The 13,704-nt window shown below is 67.8% G+C and carries 13 protein-coding genes; 10 read left to right on the plus strand and 3 right to left on the minus strand.

Annotated elements, in window-relative coordinates; all coding sequences use genetic code 11:
* The 3 genes from ACREE8_RS00450 to ACREE8_RS00460 all read right to left on the minus strand — a co-directional run.
* Positions 1-674, minus strand: a 674-nt coding sequence (locus ACREE8_RS00450; RefSeq protein WP_431571000.1) for a GntR family transcriptional regulator, incomplete at its 3' end; no start/stop codon positions are given.
* Positions 671-1,849 carry an NAD(P)/FAD-dependent oxidoreductase gene (locus ACREE8_RS00455; RefSeq protein WP_431571001.1) on the minus strand — a complete coding sequence of 393 codons (1,179 nt, stop codon included), beginning with the start codon at positions 1,847-1,849 and terminating at the stop codon, positions 671-673. The genes ACREE8_RS00455 and ACREE8_RS00450, both read right to left, overlap by 4 nt.
* A complete protein-coding gene (locus ACREE8_RS00460) occupies positions 1,846-3,270 on the minus strand; it encodes an NAD(P)-binding protein (protein ID WP_431571002.1) in 1,425 nt (474 codons plus the stop codon). Before ACREE8_RS00460 ends, ACREE8_RS00455 begins: the two co-directional genes overlap by 4 nt.
* A gap of 92 nt (positions 3,271-3,362) precedes the next feature.
* Here ACREE8_RS00460 and ACREE8_RS00465 point away from each other — a divergent pair, with 92 nt between their 5' ends.
* The 10 genes from ACREE8_RS00465 to ACREE8_RS00510 form a co-directional block, all read left to right on the plus strand.
* Positions 3,363-4,334, plus strand: coding sequence for an aminopeptidase (locus ACREE8_RS00465; RefSeq protein WP_431571003.1), 972 nt, complete (start codon positions 3,363-3,365; stop codon positions 4,332-4,334).
* The gene (locus ACREE8_RS00470) at positions 4,331-5,590 is read left to right on the plus strand and encodes an aspartate aminotransferase family protein (protein ID WP_431571004.1); all 1,260 of its coding nucleotides are present in this window, start codon (positions 4,331-4,333) and stop codon (positions 5,588-5,590) included. The genes ACREE8_RS00465 and ACREE8_RS00470 overlap by 4 nt, the downstream gene beginning before the upstream one ends.
* On the plus strand, positions 5,587-7,068 hold the full coding sequence (locus ACREE8_RS00475; protein ID WP_431571005.1) for an aldehyde dehydrogenase family protein: 1,482 nt from the start codon (positions 5,587-5,589) through the stop codon (positions 7,066-7,068). The genes ACREE8_RS00470 and ACREE8_RS00475 overlap by 4 nt, the downstream gene beginning before the upstream one ends.
* Positions 7,065-8,300 (plus strand): NAD(P)/FAD-dependent oxidoreductase, encoded by a 1,236-nt coding sequence (locus ACREE8_RS00480; RefSeq protein ID WP_431571006.1) that lies wholly within the window; start codon positions 7,065-7,067, stop codon positions 8,298-8,300. The genes ACREE8_RS00475 and ACREE8_RS00480 overlap by 4 nt, the downstream gene beginning before the upstream one ends.
* 39 nt (positions 8,301-8,339) lie before the next feature.
* Complete coding sequence (locus ACREE8_RS00485) at positions 8,340-9,137, plus strand: aspartate/glutamate racemase family protein (protein WP_431571007.1); 798 nt, start codon at positions 8,340-8,342, stop codon at positions 9,135-9,137.
* A gap of 267 nt (positions 9,138-9,404) precedes the next feature.
* On the plus strand, positions 9,405-10,559 hold the full coding sequence (locus ACREE8_RS00490; protein WP_431571008.1) for an ABC transporter substrate-binding protein: 1,155 nt from the start codon (positions 9,405-9,407) through the stop codon (positions 10,557-10,559).
* Positions 10,560-10,597: 38 nt separating this feature from the next.
* Positions 10,598-11,425 (plus strand): ABC transporter permease, encoded by an 828-nt coding sequence (locus ACREE8_RS00495; protein WP_431571009.1) that lies wholly within the window; start codon positions 10,598-10,600, stop codon positions 11,423-11,425.
* Positions 11,422-12,210 carry an ABC transporter permease gene (locus ACREE8_RS00500; protein WP_431571010.1) on the plus strand — a complete coding sequence of 263 codons (789 nt, stop codon included), beginning with the start codon at positions 11,422-11,424 and terminating at the stop codon, positions 12,208-12,210. The genes ACREE8_RS00495 and ACREE8_RS00500 overlap by 4 nt, the downstream gene beginning before the upstream one ends.
* A gap of 4 nt (positions 12,211-12,214) precedes the next feature.
* A complete protein-coding gene (locus tag ACREE8_RS00505) occupies positions 12,215-12,982 on the plus strand; it encodes an SDR family NAD(P)-dependent oxidoreductase (protein WP_431571011.1) in 768 nt (255 codons plus the stop codon).
* 8 nt (positions 12,983-12,990) lie between these two features.
* The coding region (locus ACREE8_RS00510; RefSeq protein WP_431571012.1) for an SDR family NAD(P)-dependent oxidoreductase at positions 12,991-13,704 on the plus strand (714 nt) is incomplete at its 3' end.

Genomic DNA, 13,704 nt, shown 5'->3' on the forward strand with positions numbered 1-13,704 from the left:
GCCCTGGCCTGGGCCCGGACGATGTTGTCCCAGGACTGCAGCGTGCGGTCGCGATGACGGCTGGCAGCGAGGACGGCCGCGTCGGGATCGTTCCTGGCGAGCGCGGCCAGGATGGCCCGATGCTCGATCTGCGCGGCCCCCATGCGGGCGCGATCGACCTCGAAGATGGATTGAGCCCGGGCACGCCAGACGCGGTCCCAGAGATCGGCGATCTCCTCCTTCAGCACCGCATTGGTACCGGGCTCGTAGAGGCGGCGGTGGAACTCGCGATTGCCGGTGCTGAAGCGCGCGGCCGAGCCCGCCGCGAGATCGCGGTCCATGCGGTCCAGGATCTTGCCGAGCTCGGCCAGGGAGGCCTTGTCATGGCCCGGCGCCGCCTCGCGCATCGCCAGCACCTCGAGATGCATGCGCACCGAGACGATCTCGGCGGCCCGGGCCCAGGAGAGGTTGGCGACGGAAGCGCCGCGATGGCTGTGCATCTCGATGAGGCCGTCGCGCTGCAGCATGCGCAGGGCCTCGCGCACCGGCATCTCGCTCATCTCGAACTCGCGCGCGAGCTCGGTCAGGCGCAGCCGGTCGTCGGGCTTGTAGCTGCCGGCGAGGATCCGCTGGCGAAGCTGCTCATAGACCCATTCGCTCTTGGTGGCGAAGGGCCGCCTGGCAAGATCGTTCATCGCTTACCTCCCGCCGCATATCCGGCATAGTAATCTCCGGCCTCGACCTTCATATCCTCGCGGCCCTCGAACCGATTGGCGTCGAAGCCGGCCAGCAGGGCCGGCCGTTCGCCGTCATGGAGCCAGCGAGCGAGAAGCTCGCCGAGCAGCGGTGCCAGGAGGAAGCCGCGACCGTTGCAGCCATTGGCTTGGACGAAACCCTTGAGACGCGCCACGGGCCCGACCAGCGGCTTGCGATCCGGCGTCATGTCGTACACGCCCGCCCATTGCCGCACCACCCGAAGATGGCCGAGGCGCGGTGCCTTGGCGAGAATGGTCCGGGCCGTGCGTCCGAGGGAACGCGCGGTGGCGGCGAGGTTGACGCCCGGCTCCTCCGCCGGCGCCAGGCAGCCGGCCACGAGCTCGCCACGCAGCGTCTGGTTGAACCAGCCCTCCTGCGGCCGATAGAAGGTGATGGCGGCCTGCATGAAGGGCTGGGCGGCCTCGGTCACCAGCGCCTCGCGGCGCAGCGGGGTGTTGGGAATCCGAACCCCCGCCAAAGAAGAGAACCGGCCGGACCAGCCGCCCGCCGCGTTGACGACCGTCCTGGCGCGGATCTCGCCCGCGGCGGTGCGGACCCCGGCGACCTCGTCGCCCTGCCGCAGGACCTCCAGCACCTCGGTCCGCTCCATGAGCCGCACGCCACGCTGCCTGGCGGCGGCGCGATAGGCATAGAGCACGGCATCGTGATGGACGATGGCATCGTCATGCATCAGGGACCCCGCCGGCCGCTCGCCGCCTTCGAGAACCGGCAGCTGGCGCAGCGTCTCGGCGGAGCCGAGCAGCCTCGGCTTCAGGCCGAGACCGCGCAGCATGTTGCGCACCTCCGCCATGCGCAACACTTCCTCCTCCTCATAGAGGACCCAGCCATAGCCGGCGCGCCAGAAAAGCGTGTTGGCGCCAAGCTCGTCGGCCAGGGCGGCATGCTTGGCCTGGGCGGCGATGGCGAATCGGGCGAGCTCTTCGGTCAGCTGCATGGCCCGGATGCGGCCGACATTGCGACCCGAGCCCCCGGCGCCGGTGAAGCTGCGCTCCAGCACCAGGATGTCGCGACGGCCCAGCCGCGCGAGCTCCACCGCCAGCGCCAAGCCCGTGACGCCGCCGCCGACGATGACGATGTCGGCCCGGACGGTCATGACCGCTCCTCGCTCGCGGCCAGCTCGGCCAGGGTCACCGGCCGCAGCAGGGGACGCACGGTCGGCAGCGCCACGGGCCGGCCCGCCTCGGCAAGACAGGCGAGCATCTCGCCATGGCAGAGCTTCCCCTGGCAAGGGCCGGTGCCGGCGCCGGTCCGACGCTTCAGCAATTCGACGTCGGCAAAGCCGTCGGCGATGGCGGCCTCGGCATCGCGCCGGCGCACATCCTCGCAGAGGCAAAGGAACGCGCGCGACGAAGATGCCGCGGCGAGGCGCGCGGACGACGACGGCTTCAGGGCGGCGTCGCCGACGACGGTCATCGGGATGACGGCGTCGCCGACGGTCAGCACCACCGACGGCGAGCCGGCGAGCATCGCTTGCTGGCCGGCCTGCATCTGCAGCTCGTAGCTCGGCTGGCTGAAGCCGATGACGAGAAGATCGCAGGGCTGCCGGCCGCCCGGATCGAGCCGCACGGCGGCGACGGCGCCCCGTCCTTCAGCGGCCAGCAAGGTCGCTCGCGGAAAGCTCGGGCCCTGCGTTCGCGGCAGATCGCCCGGACCGGCAACCCATGCGAAGCGGGCGCCGGTCGCCAACGCCGCAACCGCATGCGCGATGTCGGCGACGAGGCCGACGCGCCAGGTTCGCGGGATGGAGTCCGTGGCGACCAGACGCTCGAAGGCGCGAAGACCGATGATTCCCGGAAGATCGTTGCCGGCAAAGCCCGGGAGCCGGTCATAGGCGCCGGTCGCGACGACAAGCTCCCGAAACGCGAGAAGCGTCGGACCGTCGGGACCGATCAGCAGCGCCTGCCGCGCTTGCTCATAGAGGCCGACGCAGAGCGTCTCGAGCAGATGCGGGCCTTCATCGGGCACAGCCTTTGCCAGCGCTTCCATCATCGCCGGCTGGAAACGAGCCCGTCCGCCGAGGCCGGCCTCCGCTTCCACCAGCAGCACATCGCGACCGGCTGCGCGCTGGGCCCGCGCCGCCGCCAGACCGGCAAGACCGCCGCCCACCACCAGCACCTCGCAGCTTCGCTCATGCCAGCGGCCGGCAACGGGCGCCGGTGTCCGCGGCAGCGCCGGGGCCGCGGAGAGATGGCGCAGGCGCTCGAGATAGAACTGGCGCAACGCGCGCGGCCGTAGGAGTCGGCTTTCATAGAACCAGGGCGGAAGCCGGTCGGCGCAACGTCCGAGCAACTGCCGCCAACCAGACCGGAGCGGACGTGGCAGCACGGCCGTGCGGCAGGCGAGCGCGATGCGGCCGTCGGGCAGCGTGACCCGGCATTGCTGGCACCAGCCCGCATGGCAGAAGGCGCCGCGCGGCCGGTGCAGACGGAAGCTTTCGGCCAGCGCCAGACGACCCGCGGCCAGGGCGGTGGCTGCGGCGGTCGAGGGGCGGTTTTCCGGCAGGCTCTGGTTCATCGCTTGAAATCGTATATTTGATATGATTTATAATATCAGACTTCAGCGCCCTTGCCTAGCGGCGCCTCGGCTGCCCCTTGAGGAGACATGCTTTGTCGAAGACCGTCGAAGTCGCCCGCACCGCCTATCGCGTCATCGCCGACTACATGGGGACGAAGCCCGGGGAAAAGGTGGTGATCGTGGTCGACACCCGGACGAGCCCCTCGATCCCGGAGATGCTCGCCGCCGCCGCCCACAGCATCGGCGCCGATCCGGTTGTCGTCATGATGACGCCTCGGGCGAAGAGCGGCATGGAGCCGCCGGAACCGATCACCGCGGCCATGGTCAAGGCCGACGTGGTGATCGCCGCCGCGAGCCGGTCGATGTATCACATCGAAGCGAAGAACCTGGCCAAGCTCGCCGGCGCGCGCGGCGTCTTCAACGCGCCTTTCGAGGAAGACGGCTGGATGAACGGCGCCATGACCGCCGATTTCCTCGAGTTGCGGAAGCTGGCGGAGCGGCTGCGCGACCGGCTCGCGCGCGGCAAGCGGGCCCATGTCACCTCACCTGCGGGCACCGACGTCGAAATGGTCATCGAGGGCCGCAAGCCGGTCGGCTGGCTGACCGGCGTCTGCCGCAACCGCGGCGAGGTGTCGGCCTATCCCGGCGGCGAGGTTTCCCTGCCGCCTCTGGAGGGCACCACCGAGGGACGCGTGGTGATCGAGCATGTGATGACCGATATCGGCCGGCTGGCCCAGCCGATCACCTGGATCGTCGAGAAGGGCGAAGCCGTGCGCTTCGAAGGCGGCGTCGAAGCCCTGGCGCTGGAAGCCCATATCGAAGGCGTCAAGAACGCGCGCAACATCGCCGAGCTCGGCATCGGCATCAATCCGATGTCGCGGCTGATCGGCGGCATCACCGAGGTCAAGAAGAAGCTGGGCACGGCGCATATGGCGCTGGGCGATTCCGCCGCCGGCTATGGCGGCAAGGTCACCAGCGACGTCCATCTCGACGGCATGATCCTGAACGTGCGCATCGAGGTCGACGGCGAGGTCATCGCCGAAAACGGCAGGATCCTGGTGTGAGCCGCGCCAGCGACATCGTCGCGCGCCTGCGCAAGCTCGAGGGCGGCGGGCTCCGGACCTTCTCCGAGGATCCGCCCTTCGTCTGGGAGAAGGCCGAGGGCTGCTATGTCGAGGACGCCGACGGCTGGCGCTATCTCGATCTTTATGGCGGCTTCGCGGTCGCCGCGACCGGCTACAGCCATCCCCGGGTGGTGGAGGCGATCCAGCGCCAGGCGACGACGCTGATGCATTGCCCCTCGGCGCATCCCTCCCGGGTCAGGGCCGAGTTCTACGAGGCGCTCGCCAGCATCGCGCCCCCGGGTCTCGATCGCTTCCTGCCGGCGGTAACCGGCGCCATGGCCAATGAGATGGCGCTGCTCCTGGCGCGAACCCGGCGACCCGAGGGCGTCATCGTGAGCTTCGCCGGCAGCTATTTCGGGCGATCGGTCGGCACGGCGGGCTTCGCCGGCAAGGCGCGCTATCGCGACGCGCTGGGGATTCCCGCCGGCGGCCCCTTCGTTCCCTTCCCCTACCCGCTCCGCCATGGTGACGCCGCCACCGATCTGACGATGCGCGCGCTCGAGGATCTGCCCGGACCCGGTAAGCGTCCCCTCGCGGCGGTGATCCTGGAGCCGATCCAGGGCAATGGCGGCGTGGTGATCCCGCCGGCGGATTTCTTCCCGCGCCTGCGCGCCTTCTGCGATCGCGAAGGCGCGTTGCTGATCGTCGATGAGATCCAATCCGGCTGCGGGCGGACCGGCCGCTTCTGGGCCATCGAGCATAGCGGCGTGACGCCCGATCTGATGACGGTCGGCAAGGGCATCGGCGGCGGCCTGGCGACGGCCGCGGTGATGGGGCGCGCCGATGCGATGACCTGGCCCCCCGATTCCTATACCTCCACCTTCCTGGTCAATAATCTCAACCTGGCGGCCGCGGTCGCCGCCATGGGCGTCATGCACGACGAGCAACTGCCAGGCCGCGCGGCTTCGATCGGACCGGCAGGCCTCGCGCGCTTCAGGGCGGCGCTTGCGGATGTCGAGGGCGTGCGGGAGGTCCGTGGCCAAGGCCTGTGGTATGCGGCCGAGCTCGCCGATGCCGCCTGGGCCGCGCGCGCCGTGAAGCTGGCGCGCGAGCGCGGCGTCATCGTCGGGCGCAGCGGCTATGACGACAGTGTCATCAAATTGTCGCCGGCGCTGATCATTGGCGAGGCCGAACTTCACACCGGCATCGACACAGCGGCCGGCGCCATTCGCGATTCCAGAGGAACAGCCCGGTGATCGAGGTCAAGAATTACATCGACGGCCAATGGGTCGGCTTCGACGGGCCGTCCTTCGAGAGCTTCAATCCGACCACGGGCGCCAAGGTCGCCCGCGCCCCGGTGAGCGACGCCGCGGCCGTTGCCGCCAGCGTGGCGGCGGCACGGCGCGCCTTCAACGAGGGCGGCTGGCGCTGGACCAAGGGCTCGGTCCGCGCCGCGGCCCTGTTGAAGCTCGCCGACATGCTGGAGTCGCGCTCGGCCCCGATCAGCGAGCTGATCGCGCGCGAGATGGGAAAGCCCGTCAGGGTCAACATGGCGCGCGAGGTCGAGGGCGCCGTCGACAAGCTGCGCTATTTCGCCGGCGCCGCGCGCTTCCTAGAAGGCAGCGTGACCGGCTCGACGGTCCCGGAGATCTGGGACATGGTGCTGCCCGAGCCCGCCGGGGTCGCGGCGCTCATCATCCCCTGGAACGATCCGGTCGATCTCGCGGTGCGCAAGCTGGGCGCCGCCCTGGCCGCCGGCTGCACCGCCATCGTCAAATCCTCCGAGATCACGCCGGCCTCGACGGCGGCCCTGATCGAGGCGGTCCATGACAGCGGCGCCTTTCCGCCAGGGGTCGTGAATCTGCTGAGCGGTCCCGGCCAGCCCACGGGCGATGCGCTGGTCGATCATCCGGGCGTCGACAAGATCTCCTTCACCGGCAGCACGGCGACGGGCATGCGCATTATGGAGCGCGCGGCCAGGCGCCTGGCCAAGGTGTCGCTGGAATGCGGCGGCAAGTTCCCGGCCATCATCACCGAGGATGCCGATCTCGAGCGCTGCCTGGACGCCGTTACCTACGGCGCCTTCATGTATGGCGGCCAGTCCTGCACCGCCTGCACCCGCCTCGTGGTGGACCGGCGCCTTCACGACCGGGTGGTGGAGGGAATCGTCGAGCGCTCGCGCAAACTGCCGATGGGCGATCCGCTCGATCCCACCATGCTGGTGGGGCCGATGGCGTCGCGCAAGCAGTACGACAAGGCGGTCTCCTATATCCGGCTCGGAATCGCCGAGGGCGCCCGGGCCGTCATCGGCGGCGTGCCGGCGGATCAATCGTCGCTGTTTCTGCCGCCGACGGTGCTGGTCGGCGGTCCGGTGGACGGGCGCGTGGCGCGGGAGGAAGTGTTCGGCCCGGTGCTCGTGATCCATCCTTTCGCGGACGAGGCCCAGGCGCTGGCCATCGCCAACAACACGCCTTACGGCCTTGGCGGGTCGGTCTGGTCGCAGGACATCAACCGCGCGCTTCGGCTCGCGCGGCGCCTCGACGTGGCCGATGTCTGGATCAACACCCATTACATCCGGCATGTGGAGACCTCTTTCGGCGGCCGGCATCATTCCGGCCTGGGCCGGGAACTGGGGATGGCGGGCGTCGAGGAATATCTCTCCTGGAAGCGCCTCTGCATCGATACGCGCAGCGAATTCCATCTGAAGAACTGGTTCGAGGGTCCGAGCAAATGAACGCTCCGGGGGGTCAAGCCCACGACGTCATCGTGCTGGGTGCCGGCATCGTCGGCGCCGCGACGGCTTATTTCCTGGCCAGGAAGCGCTTTCGCGTTCTGCTGGTCGAAGGCGAGGCGCCGGCCTGGGGCGCCTCGGGACGCAACCCCGGCTTCCAATGGCTGCACACGCGAAAGGCCGGCATCCAGATGGCGTTAGGGCTCGCGGGTCGCCGGCTTGCCGACGAACTGCGCGAGGAGCTCGACGATTTCGAGATGCGGCCGAGCGGCGGCATGATCTATTTCACCGACGAACGCCAGCTGCCGCTGTTCCGGGCCTTCGTCGCCGAGCGGCGGGCTGCGGGCCTGCCCATGGAACTGATCGACGGCAAGTCCGCGCGGGAACATTGCCCGATCCTCTCCGAGAAGGTCCTGGGCGCCAGCTGGAATCCCCTCGACGCGCATCAGAACACGGCCAAGCTGGTCGACGCGCTGGTGGCCGCCGCGAAGCGGCAGGGCGCCGAGCTCCGATCGAACTGCCGGATCGCCAGGCTTGCGATCGAAGGCCAGCGCTGCGTCGGCGTGGTGACCGCCGGGGGAGAAACGATCCCCGCGGGCAAGGTCATCCTCGCGGCGGGCGCCTGGTCGCCCAAGCTGCTGGAGCCGCTCGGCATGGCGCTGCCGATCTCGGCCATGCGCCTGCAGGTGGTCGAGACCGAGCCCGCGCCGTTCCGCTTCGAGCCCCTCCTCTACGGACCCACGGCGGTGAAGCAATATGCCTATATCCGCGAACTGCCCGACTACAGCGACGAGGGCGCCTGGCATCCGATCGAGCGCCAGTTCCCGGGCCTCGAGTTTCTCGAGCTGGCGGCCCAGAAGAAGGACGGACGGATCCGCCTCGGCTGCCCGATGGATTTCCCGGGCCTCGACGACCGTCCGACGGTGGCGGGCATCGCGCTCACGCTGGCCGTGCTGGCGGAGAACCTGCCGGCGATCCGCGATCTCGCCATCGAGCGGGTTTATGCCGGGCTCCTGCCCGAGACCCCCGACGCCCTGCCGGTCCTCGACCCCACCCCCGGAATCGAGGGACTGATCATCAATGCCGGCCATGTCTTCGGCAATCTTGCCGGCCCGCTCTCGGGCAAGATGATCGCCCAGCACCTGTCCGGCGAGACGACGGATTTCGATCTCGCACAATTCCGCCTCGACCGCCCGGCGTTGCGGGTCAATCGCGAATCGCATGGGCGCTGGTAGAGACGGCCGCAAACAGCCGCCGCAAGGGAGAGAACCGCCATGAGCCGCAGAATCGAGTTCATCAATCCGTTCGGCACCTCGGTCTATGACTCGATCATCACCGAAACCTTGATGGCCTATGCCGGCGAAGGCACGGAGCTGGTGATCAGCAGCCTCGATAACTGCCCGCCCAACATCGACTATTATTACAACAAGCATCTGATGGAGACGGCGGTCTTCGAGAAAGTGATGCAGTCGGAGGCCGCCGGTTTCGACGCAGTCGTGGTGGGCTGCTGCTACGATCCCGGCGTGCGGGTCGCGCGCGAGCTGGTCGACATTCCCGTGATCGGGCCGCTCGAGGCCTCGATGCAGATGGCGGGTTATTTCGGCCACAGCTACACCGTCGTCACCGACCATCACAAGGCGGTGCCCTATCTCGAGGATATGGTTCGCAGCTACGGGCTCGGCGGGAATTGCCGCGGCGTGCGCTGCGTCAATTGGTGGGTCAAGGACATGATCAAGAACCCCGAGCAGGTGGCGCTCGACACCATCGCCGTCTCCAAGCAGGTGCTCGCCGAGACGCGCGCCGAGACCATCATCATGGGCTGCACCATCGTCGCGGCCTGCTATCAGCGCTATCTGATGACGCAGAAGGCGAAGCCGGAGGTGACGATCGTCAATCCCAATCTGCTGGCCCTCAAGATGGCGGAGAGCCTCGCCGACCTGAAGAAGGCTGGTGTCTATCAACTGGCCCGCGTGGGCTATTACGAGCAGCCTCGGGGACTCTATCGCAAGGAATTCGAAGAGCAGCGTCAGCAGCAGGCCCGCGTGCTGCACTTCGCCAAATCCGCGGGATAGCGTCGGGCACTCTCCCCGCTCGAGACCTTCCGCCTCACCGCGGCCTCCCCAAAGCCTCGCTGGACCGACATCCGGGCTTCGCCATCTGGCCCGTTGTCTCGGAGGCGCCCGCTATGCTCCAATAGCCTGCAATCGCGTCCAGTATTTCGGAAACATTTCACGGCTCGGGGTGAAGCCCCTGGGATGAAATTCCGGAAGCCAATAAGGCGGTCAACCGCTCGGGCATCGGGGCGCAGACACAACAGGGAAGGCTGGGAGGCCGCAACCATGAAGGATCTCACCGCGTCGCAACGGGCCATGCTGGAATTGTCGCTGCGTTCATCGCTCTCGCGCCGCCGCGCGCTGGGGGTGGGCGCCGCCGCCGTGGCGGGACTGGGCGCCGTCGCGCTCGCACCGAAGGAGGCCTGGGCCAAGACCACCATGACCTGGATGGGCTGGCAGGGCTACGAGACGCCGATCCAGAGCGGAACCTTCCTCGCCGACAACGACATCGATTTCCAGCCGACCTTCATCTCCTCCAACGAGGAGATCATCACCAAGCTCCAGGCCGGCGGCATCGGCAAGACCGACATCATCACCATGTATTTCGGCTACCTGCCGATCATGGCCGAGGGCGGGCTCCTGGAGCCGATCGACGAATCCAAGATCGAGCCGCTGCCGAGGCTGATCCCGCAATTCATCAAGCAGGACGCGATCCATTACCAGGGCAAGCTGCAGGGCGTGCCGTGGAACTGGGGCTCGCTGCCGCTGATGTATGACCCTGCGGCGGTGTCGGCGGTGCCGACCAGCTGGCTGGACATCAAGAAGCCCGAATATAAGGGCAAGGTCGCGATGGTCGACGACCCGCTCGGCAATCTGCTGATCTGGGGCACGGTCGTCACCGGCAAGCCGATGGGCACGATCCTGACCAAGGCCGAGATGGTCAAGGTCATCGACGAGCTGATCGACATCAAGAAGAACCATGCCCGCGCCTTCTTCGCCACCTATGGCGACATGTCGGACGCCTTCGCGCGCAACGAGGTGGCGGTCTCGGCGATCGGCTGGGAAGCGGTCGCGGTCTGGACCCAGGCCAAGGGCAAGACCATCAAATACACGATCCCCAAGGAAGGCACGGGCATGTTCATGGACTGCCTCTGCATCCCCAAGGACGCGCCCCATCCCGAGCTCACCTACAAGATGATCAACCACATCCTGTCGCCGCAGCCCCAGCTCGTCTTCGCGACCGAGCAGAGTGCCGGCATCACCAATCTCGACACGGTGAAGCTGCTGCCGAAGGAGCTGGCGGAGTCCTACAACTACGCCGACATCGATGGTTTCATGAAGAAGGCGCGACTGCAGCCGGTGCCGCCTTCGGAATCGAAGGACGACACCGCCACCTATGACGATTTCCTGAACGAGTATCAGCGCCTCTCCAAGGCCTGATCGGCGGCGCCTCGATCGACAAGAGGGACCGGCCGGCCATGGGACGAAAGCATTGGCCCCTGCTGCCGGCCGGTCTCCTTTATGCGGGCGTGTTCGTCGCCCCGTTGCTGTTCTTCTTCGTGATCAGCTTCTGGTCGGTCAAGTCGCGCATCCTGCGCCCCGACTTCACCTTCAAGAACTATGTCGCGACCTGGGCCCAATATTGGGACTCCATGGCCAACACCATGGCGGTGGCGCTCATGATCGCCGCGGTCACGACGCTCCTGGCCTTCGGCTTCGCCTATGCGGTGCGCTTCAAGGCCGGCAGGCTCGAGGGGCCGCTGCTGTTCCTGGCCCTCATCACCCTCTTCGGCGGCTATCTGGTGAAGATCTATGCCTGGAAGAGCATCCTGGGGCGCGACGGGATCCTCAACCAGGCGCTGATGGAGCTGGGGCTGGTGGATCAGCCGGTCGATGCGCTGCTCTACAACACCAATGCCGTCATCATCACCCTCACCTATTTCCTGCTGCCCTTCGCCATCCTGCCGATCTACGGAAACTTGCGCGCCATCAACCCCGCCACCATCGAGGCGGCGCGCGACCTCGGCGCCAAACGCTGGGCGGTGATGCGCGACGTGATCCTGCCGCAATGCGAGAAGGGGATCGTGATCGCCTTCACCCTCGCCTTCCTGATCTCCGCCGGCGACTATGTGACGCCGCGCTTCGTCGGCGGCGGGGCGGCGATGATGGGCCATTTCATCGAGCTGCAATTCTCGCTCGGCTTCAACTGGCCGCAAGGGTCCGCCATGTCCTTCTCGGCCATGCTGCTGTCGCTAGCGATCGTGCTGGTCCTGCGCGCCGGCTTCCGGCGGAGCCTGCGGCCATGATGAAGGCCCAGCAGGTTTCGGATCTCGTCTGGCGCGGCCTGATCCTCCTGATCTCAGGCTTCATGGCACTGCCGCTCCTGCTGGTGGTGCTGTTCAGCTTCAACCAGTCGGCCCTCACCAGCCTGCCACTCACAGGCCTCACCCTCGACTGGTACCGCAAGCTCTTCGCCAAGGACGCCTTCTGGCCCGCGCTCGAGAACAGCCTGCTGGTAGGATTCGCTGCGGCCCTCCTCGCCATCGTCACCGGCACCCTGGCAGCCCTCGCTTTGTCGCGCTTCAAGCCGCGGCAGGCGGGCATCCTCATCAACGTCCTCAGCATCCCGATGATGATGCCGGCCCTCATCATCGGCGTCTCGTTGATGAGCTATTTCGTGCGCTTCCTCGACGTGCCGCTGGGCCTTTGGACCGTGGTGCTGGGCCATGTCGTGATCGCCCAGCCCTTCGTGGTTCTGATCCTCTATGCGCGGCTTGCCACCTTCGACTGGAGCGCCGTCGACAGCGCGCGCGACCTGGGCGCCTCGCCGCTCCAGGCCTTCTTCACCATCACGCTCCCGATCATCCAGCCCACGATCGTCGGCGCCGGCCTCATCGCCCTCTCGATCTCGCTCGACGATTTCGTCATCGCCTTCTTTACCATCGGCGCCGGCAACACGCTCCCGACCCTGGTCTGGGGGCTGGTCCGGACCTCGCTCGACCCGACCATCAACGCCATCGCCACCTTGCTCTTGGCGCTCAGCATCGGTTCGACCATTCTGGCGCTGAGGCTCAGCCGTTATCGAGGATAGACCCATGCAGATCGACTATTCAGGCAAGGCGGCGCTGGTGACCGGCGCCGGACGCGGGCTCGGCCTCGCCATCGCGCGGGCCCTGCACCAGGCCGGCGCCTCGGTCGCGATCAACGACCGCACGGCCGATGCCGTCGATGCGGCGATCGCAAAGCTCGGGGGCGGCGATCGGCTCGCGGCCGCTCCCGCCGACCTGGCCCAGCCAGGCGGACCGGAAGCCGCGGTCGAGCAGGCGGTCCGGCGCTTCGGCCGGCTCGATCTCCTGGTCAACAACGCCGCCGTCAATATCGAGCGCCCGATCGATGAGACCGACGACGCCCATTGGGACCTGCATCTCGACGTGGTCCTGCGGGCGAGCTTCTTCACGGTGAAGGCCGCCCTGCCCTCGCTCAAGGCCGCCAAGGGCAGCGTCATCAATATCGCCTCCGAGCTGGGGCTGCATGCCATCGCCAACAATGTCGCCTATGTGACGGCCAAGCATGGCGTGGTCTCGATGACCCGCGCGCTGGGGCTCGAGCTCGCCAAGGAGGGCGTGCGGGTCAATGCGATCTGCCCGGGCACGATGGACACGGAGCTGTTGCGGGACTGCGCGAACGACAGCCCCGACCCGGCCGCCTATTACCGTAGCTTCAATGCCTATCATCCGATGGGGCGGGTGGCCTCGCCCGAGGAGATCGCCGATTTCGTGCTCTGCGTCGGTTCGCCGGCAACGGGCTTCATGACCGGGGCGGCGCTGGCCATCGATGGCGGCAGCAGCGCCGGAAGGCAGTGAGGGGCATCATGGAATTCTCCGGCAAGCGCATCCTCGTCACCGGCTCCACGCGCGGCCTCGGCCTCGCCGCGGCGCGGCTCTTCCTCGAACGCGGCGCCGAGGTCGTGGTCCATGGTCATGACGGCAATGGCGTGGCGCGCGCCGTCACCACCCTCACCAAGGATTATCCCGGCCGCGTCCAGGGCTTCCCCGCCGATCTCAGCGACCGCGCGGCTTGCCGCAAGCTGGCGCAACAGGCGGGCACCGTCGATGTGCTGGTCAACAATGCGGGCGTGTTCCTCGAGGGCGCCATCCCCGAGGTCGATCTCAAGCTCTGGCAGCGCAGCTTCGCGATCAATGTCACGGCGCCCTGGATCCTCACGCGGGCCTTGCTCGAGCCCTTGCGCGATCGGCGCGGCGTCATCGTCAATATCAGCTCCGACGCGGGCATCCTGGGCTATCCCGGCATCTCGACCTATTGTGCCACCAAGGGCGCCATCATCGGCCTGACCAAGGCACTCGCGATCGAGCTGGCGCCGGCCGTACGCGCGATCTGCGTCTGCCCCGGCCCAATCGAGACCGACATGATGCGCCAGAGCCTCGAGGCCACGCCCGACCCCGCCGCGACGCGCAAGGTGTGGGAGACCTACCCCGCGCTGCGCCGCGTCGCGCAGCCCGAGGAGGTTGCCGAAGCGATCCTCTTCGCCGCCTCGCCGCGGTCGTCCTTCATGACGGGCAACCTC

Source organism: Hypericibacter sp. (genome assembly GCF_050729195.1).
Lineage (GTDB): Bacteria > Pseudomonadota > Alphaproteobacteria > Dongiales > Dongiaceae > Hypericibacter.

Bases quoted from the DNA above. Each gene is read 5' to 3' on its own strand.
- ACREE8_RS00495 (WP_431571009.1), top strand. From the start codon at position 10,598: ATGGGACGAAAGCATTGGCCCCTGCTGCCGGCCGGTCTCCTTTATGCG.
- ACREE8_RS00455 (WP_431571001.1), bottom strand. From the start codon at position 1,849: ATGACCGTCCGGGCCGACATCGTCATCGTCGGCGGCGGCGTCACGGGC.
- ACREE8_RS00480 (WP_431571006.1), top strand. From the start codon at position 7,065: ATGAACGCTCCGGGGGGTCAAGCCCACGACGTCATCGTGCTGGGTGCC.
- ACREE8_RS00485 (WP_431571007.1), top strand. From the start codon at position 8,340: ATGAGCCGCAGAATCGAGTTCATCAATCCGTTCGGCACCTCGGTCTAT.
- ACREE8_RS00505 (WP_431571011.1), top strand. From the start codon at position 12,215: ATGCAGATCGACTATTCAGGCAAGGCGGCGCTGGTGACCGGCGCCGGA.
- ACREE8_RS00490 (WP_431571008.1), top strand. From the start codon at position 9,405: ATGAAGGATCTCACCGCGTCGCAACGGGCCATGCTGGAATTGTCGCTG.
- ACREE8_RS00460 (WP_431571002.1), bottom strand. From the start codon at position 3,270: ATGAACCAGAGCCTGCCGGAAAACCGCCCCTCGACCGCCGCAGCCACC.
- ACREE8_RS00500 (WP_431571010.1), top strand. From the start codon at position 11,422: ATGATGAAGGCCCAGCAGGTTTCGGATCTCGTCTGGCGCGGCCTGATC.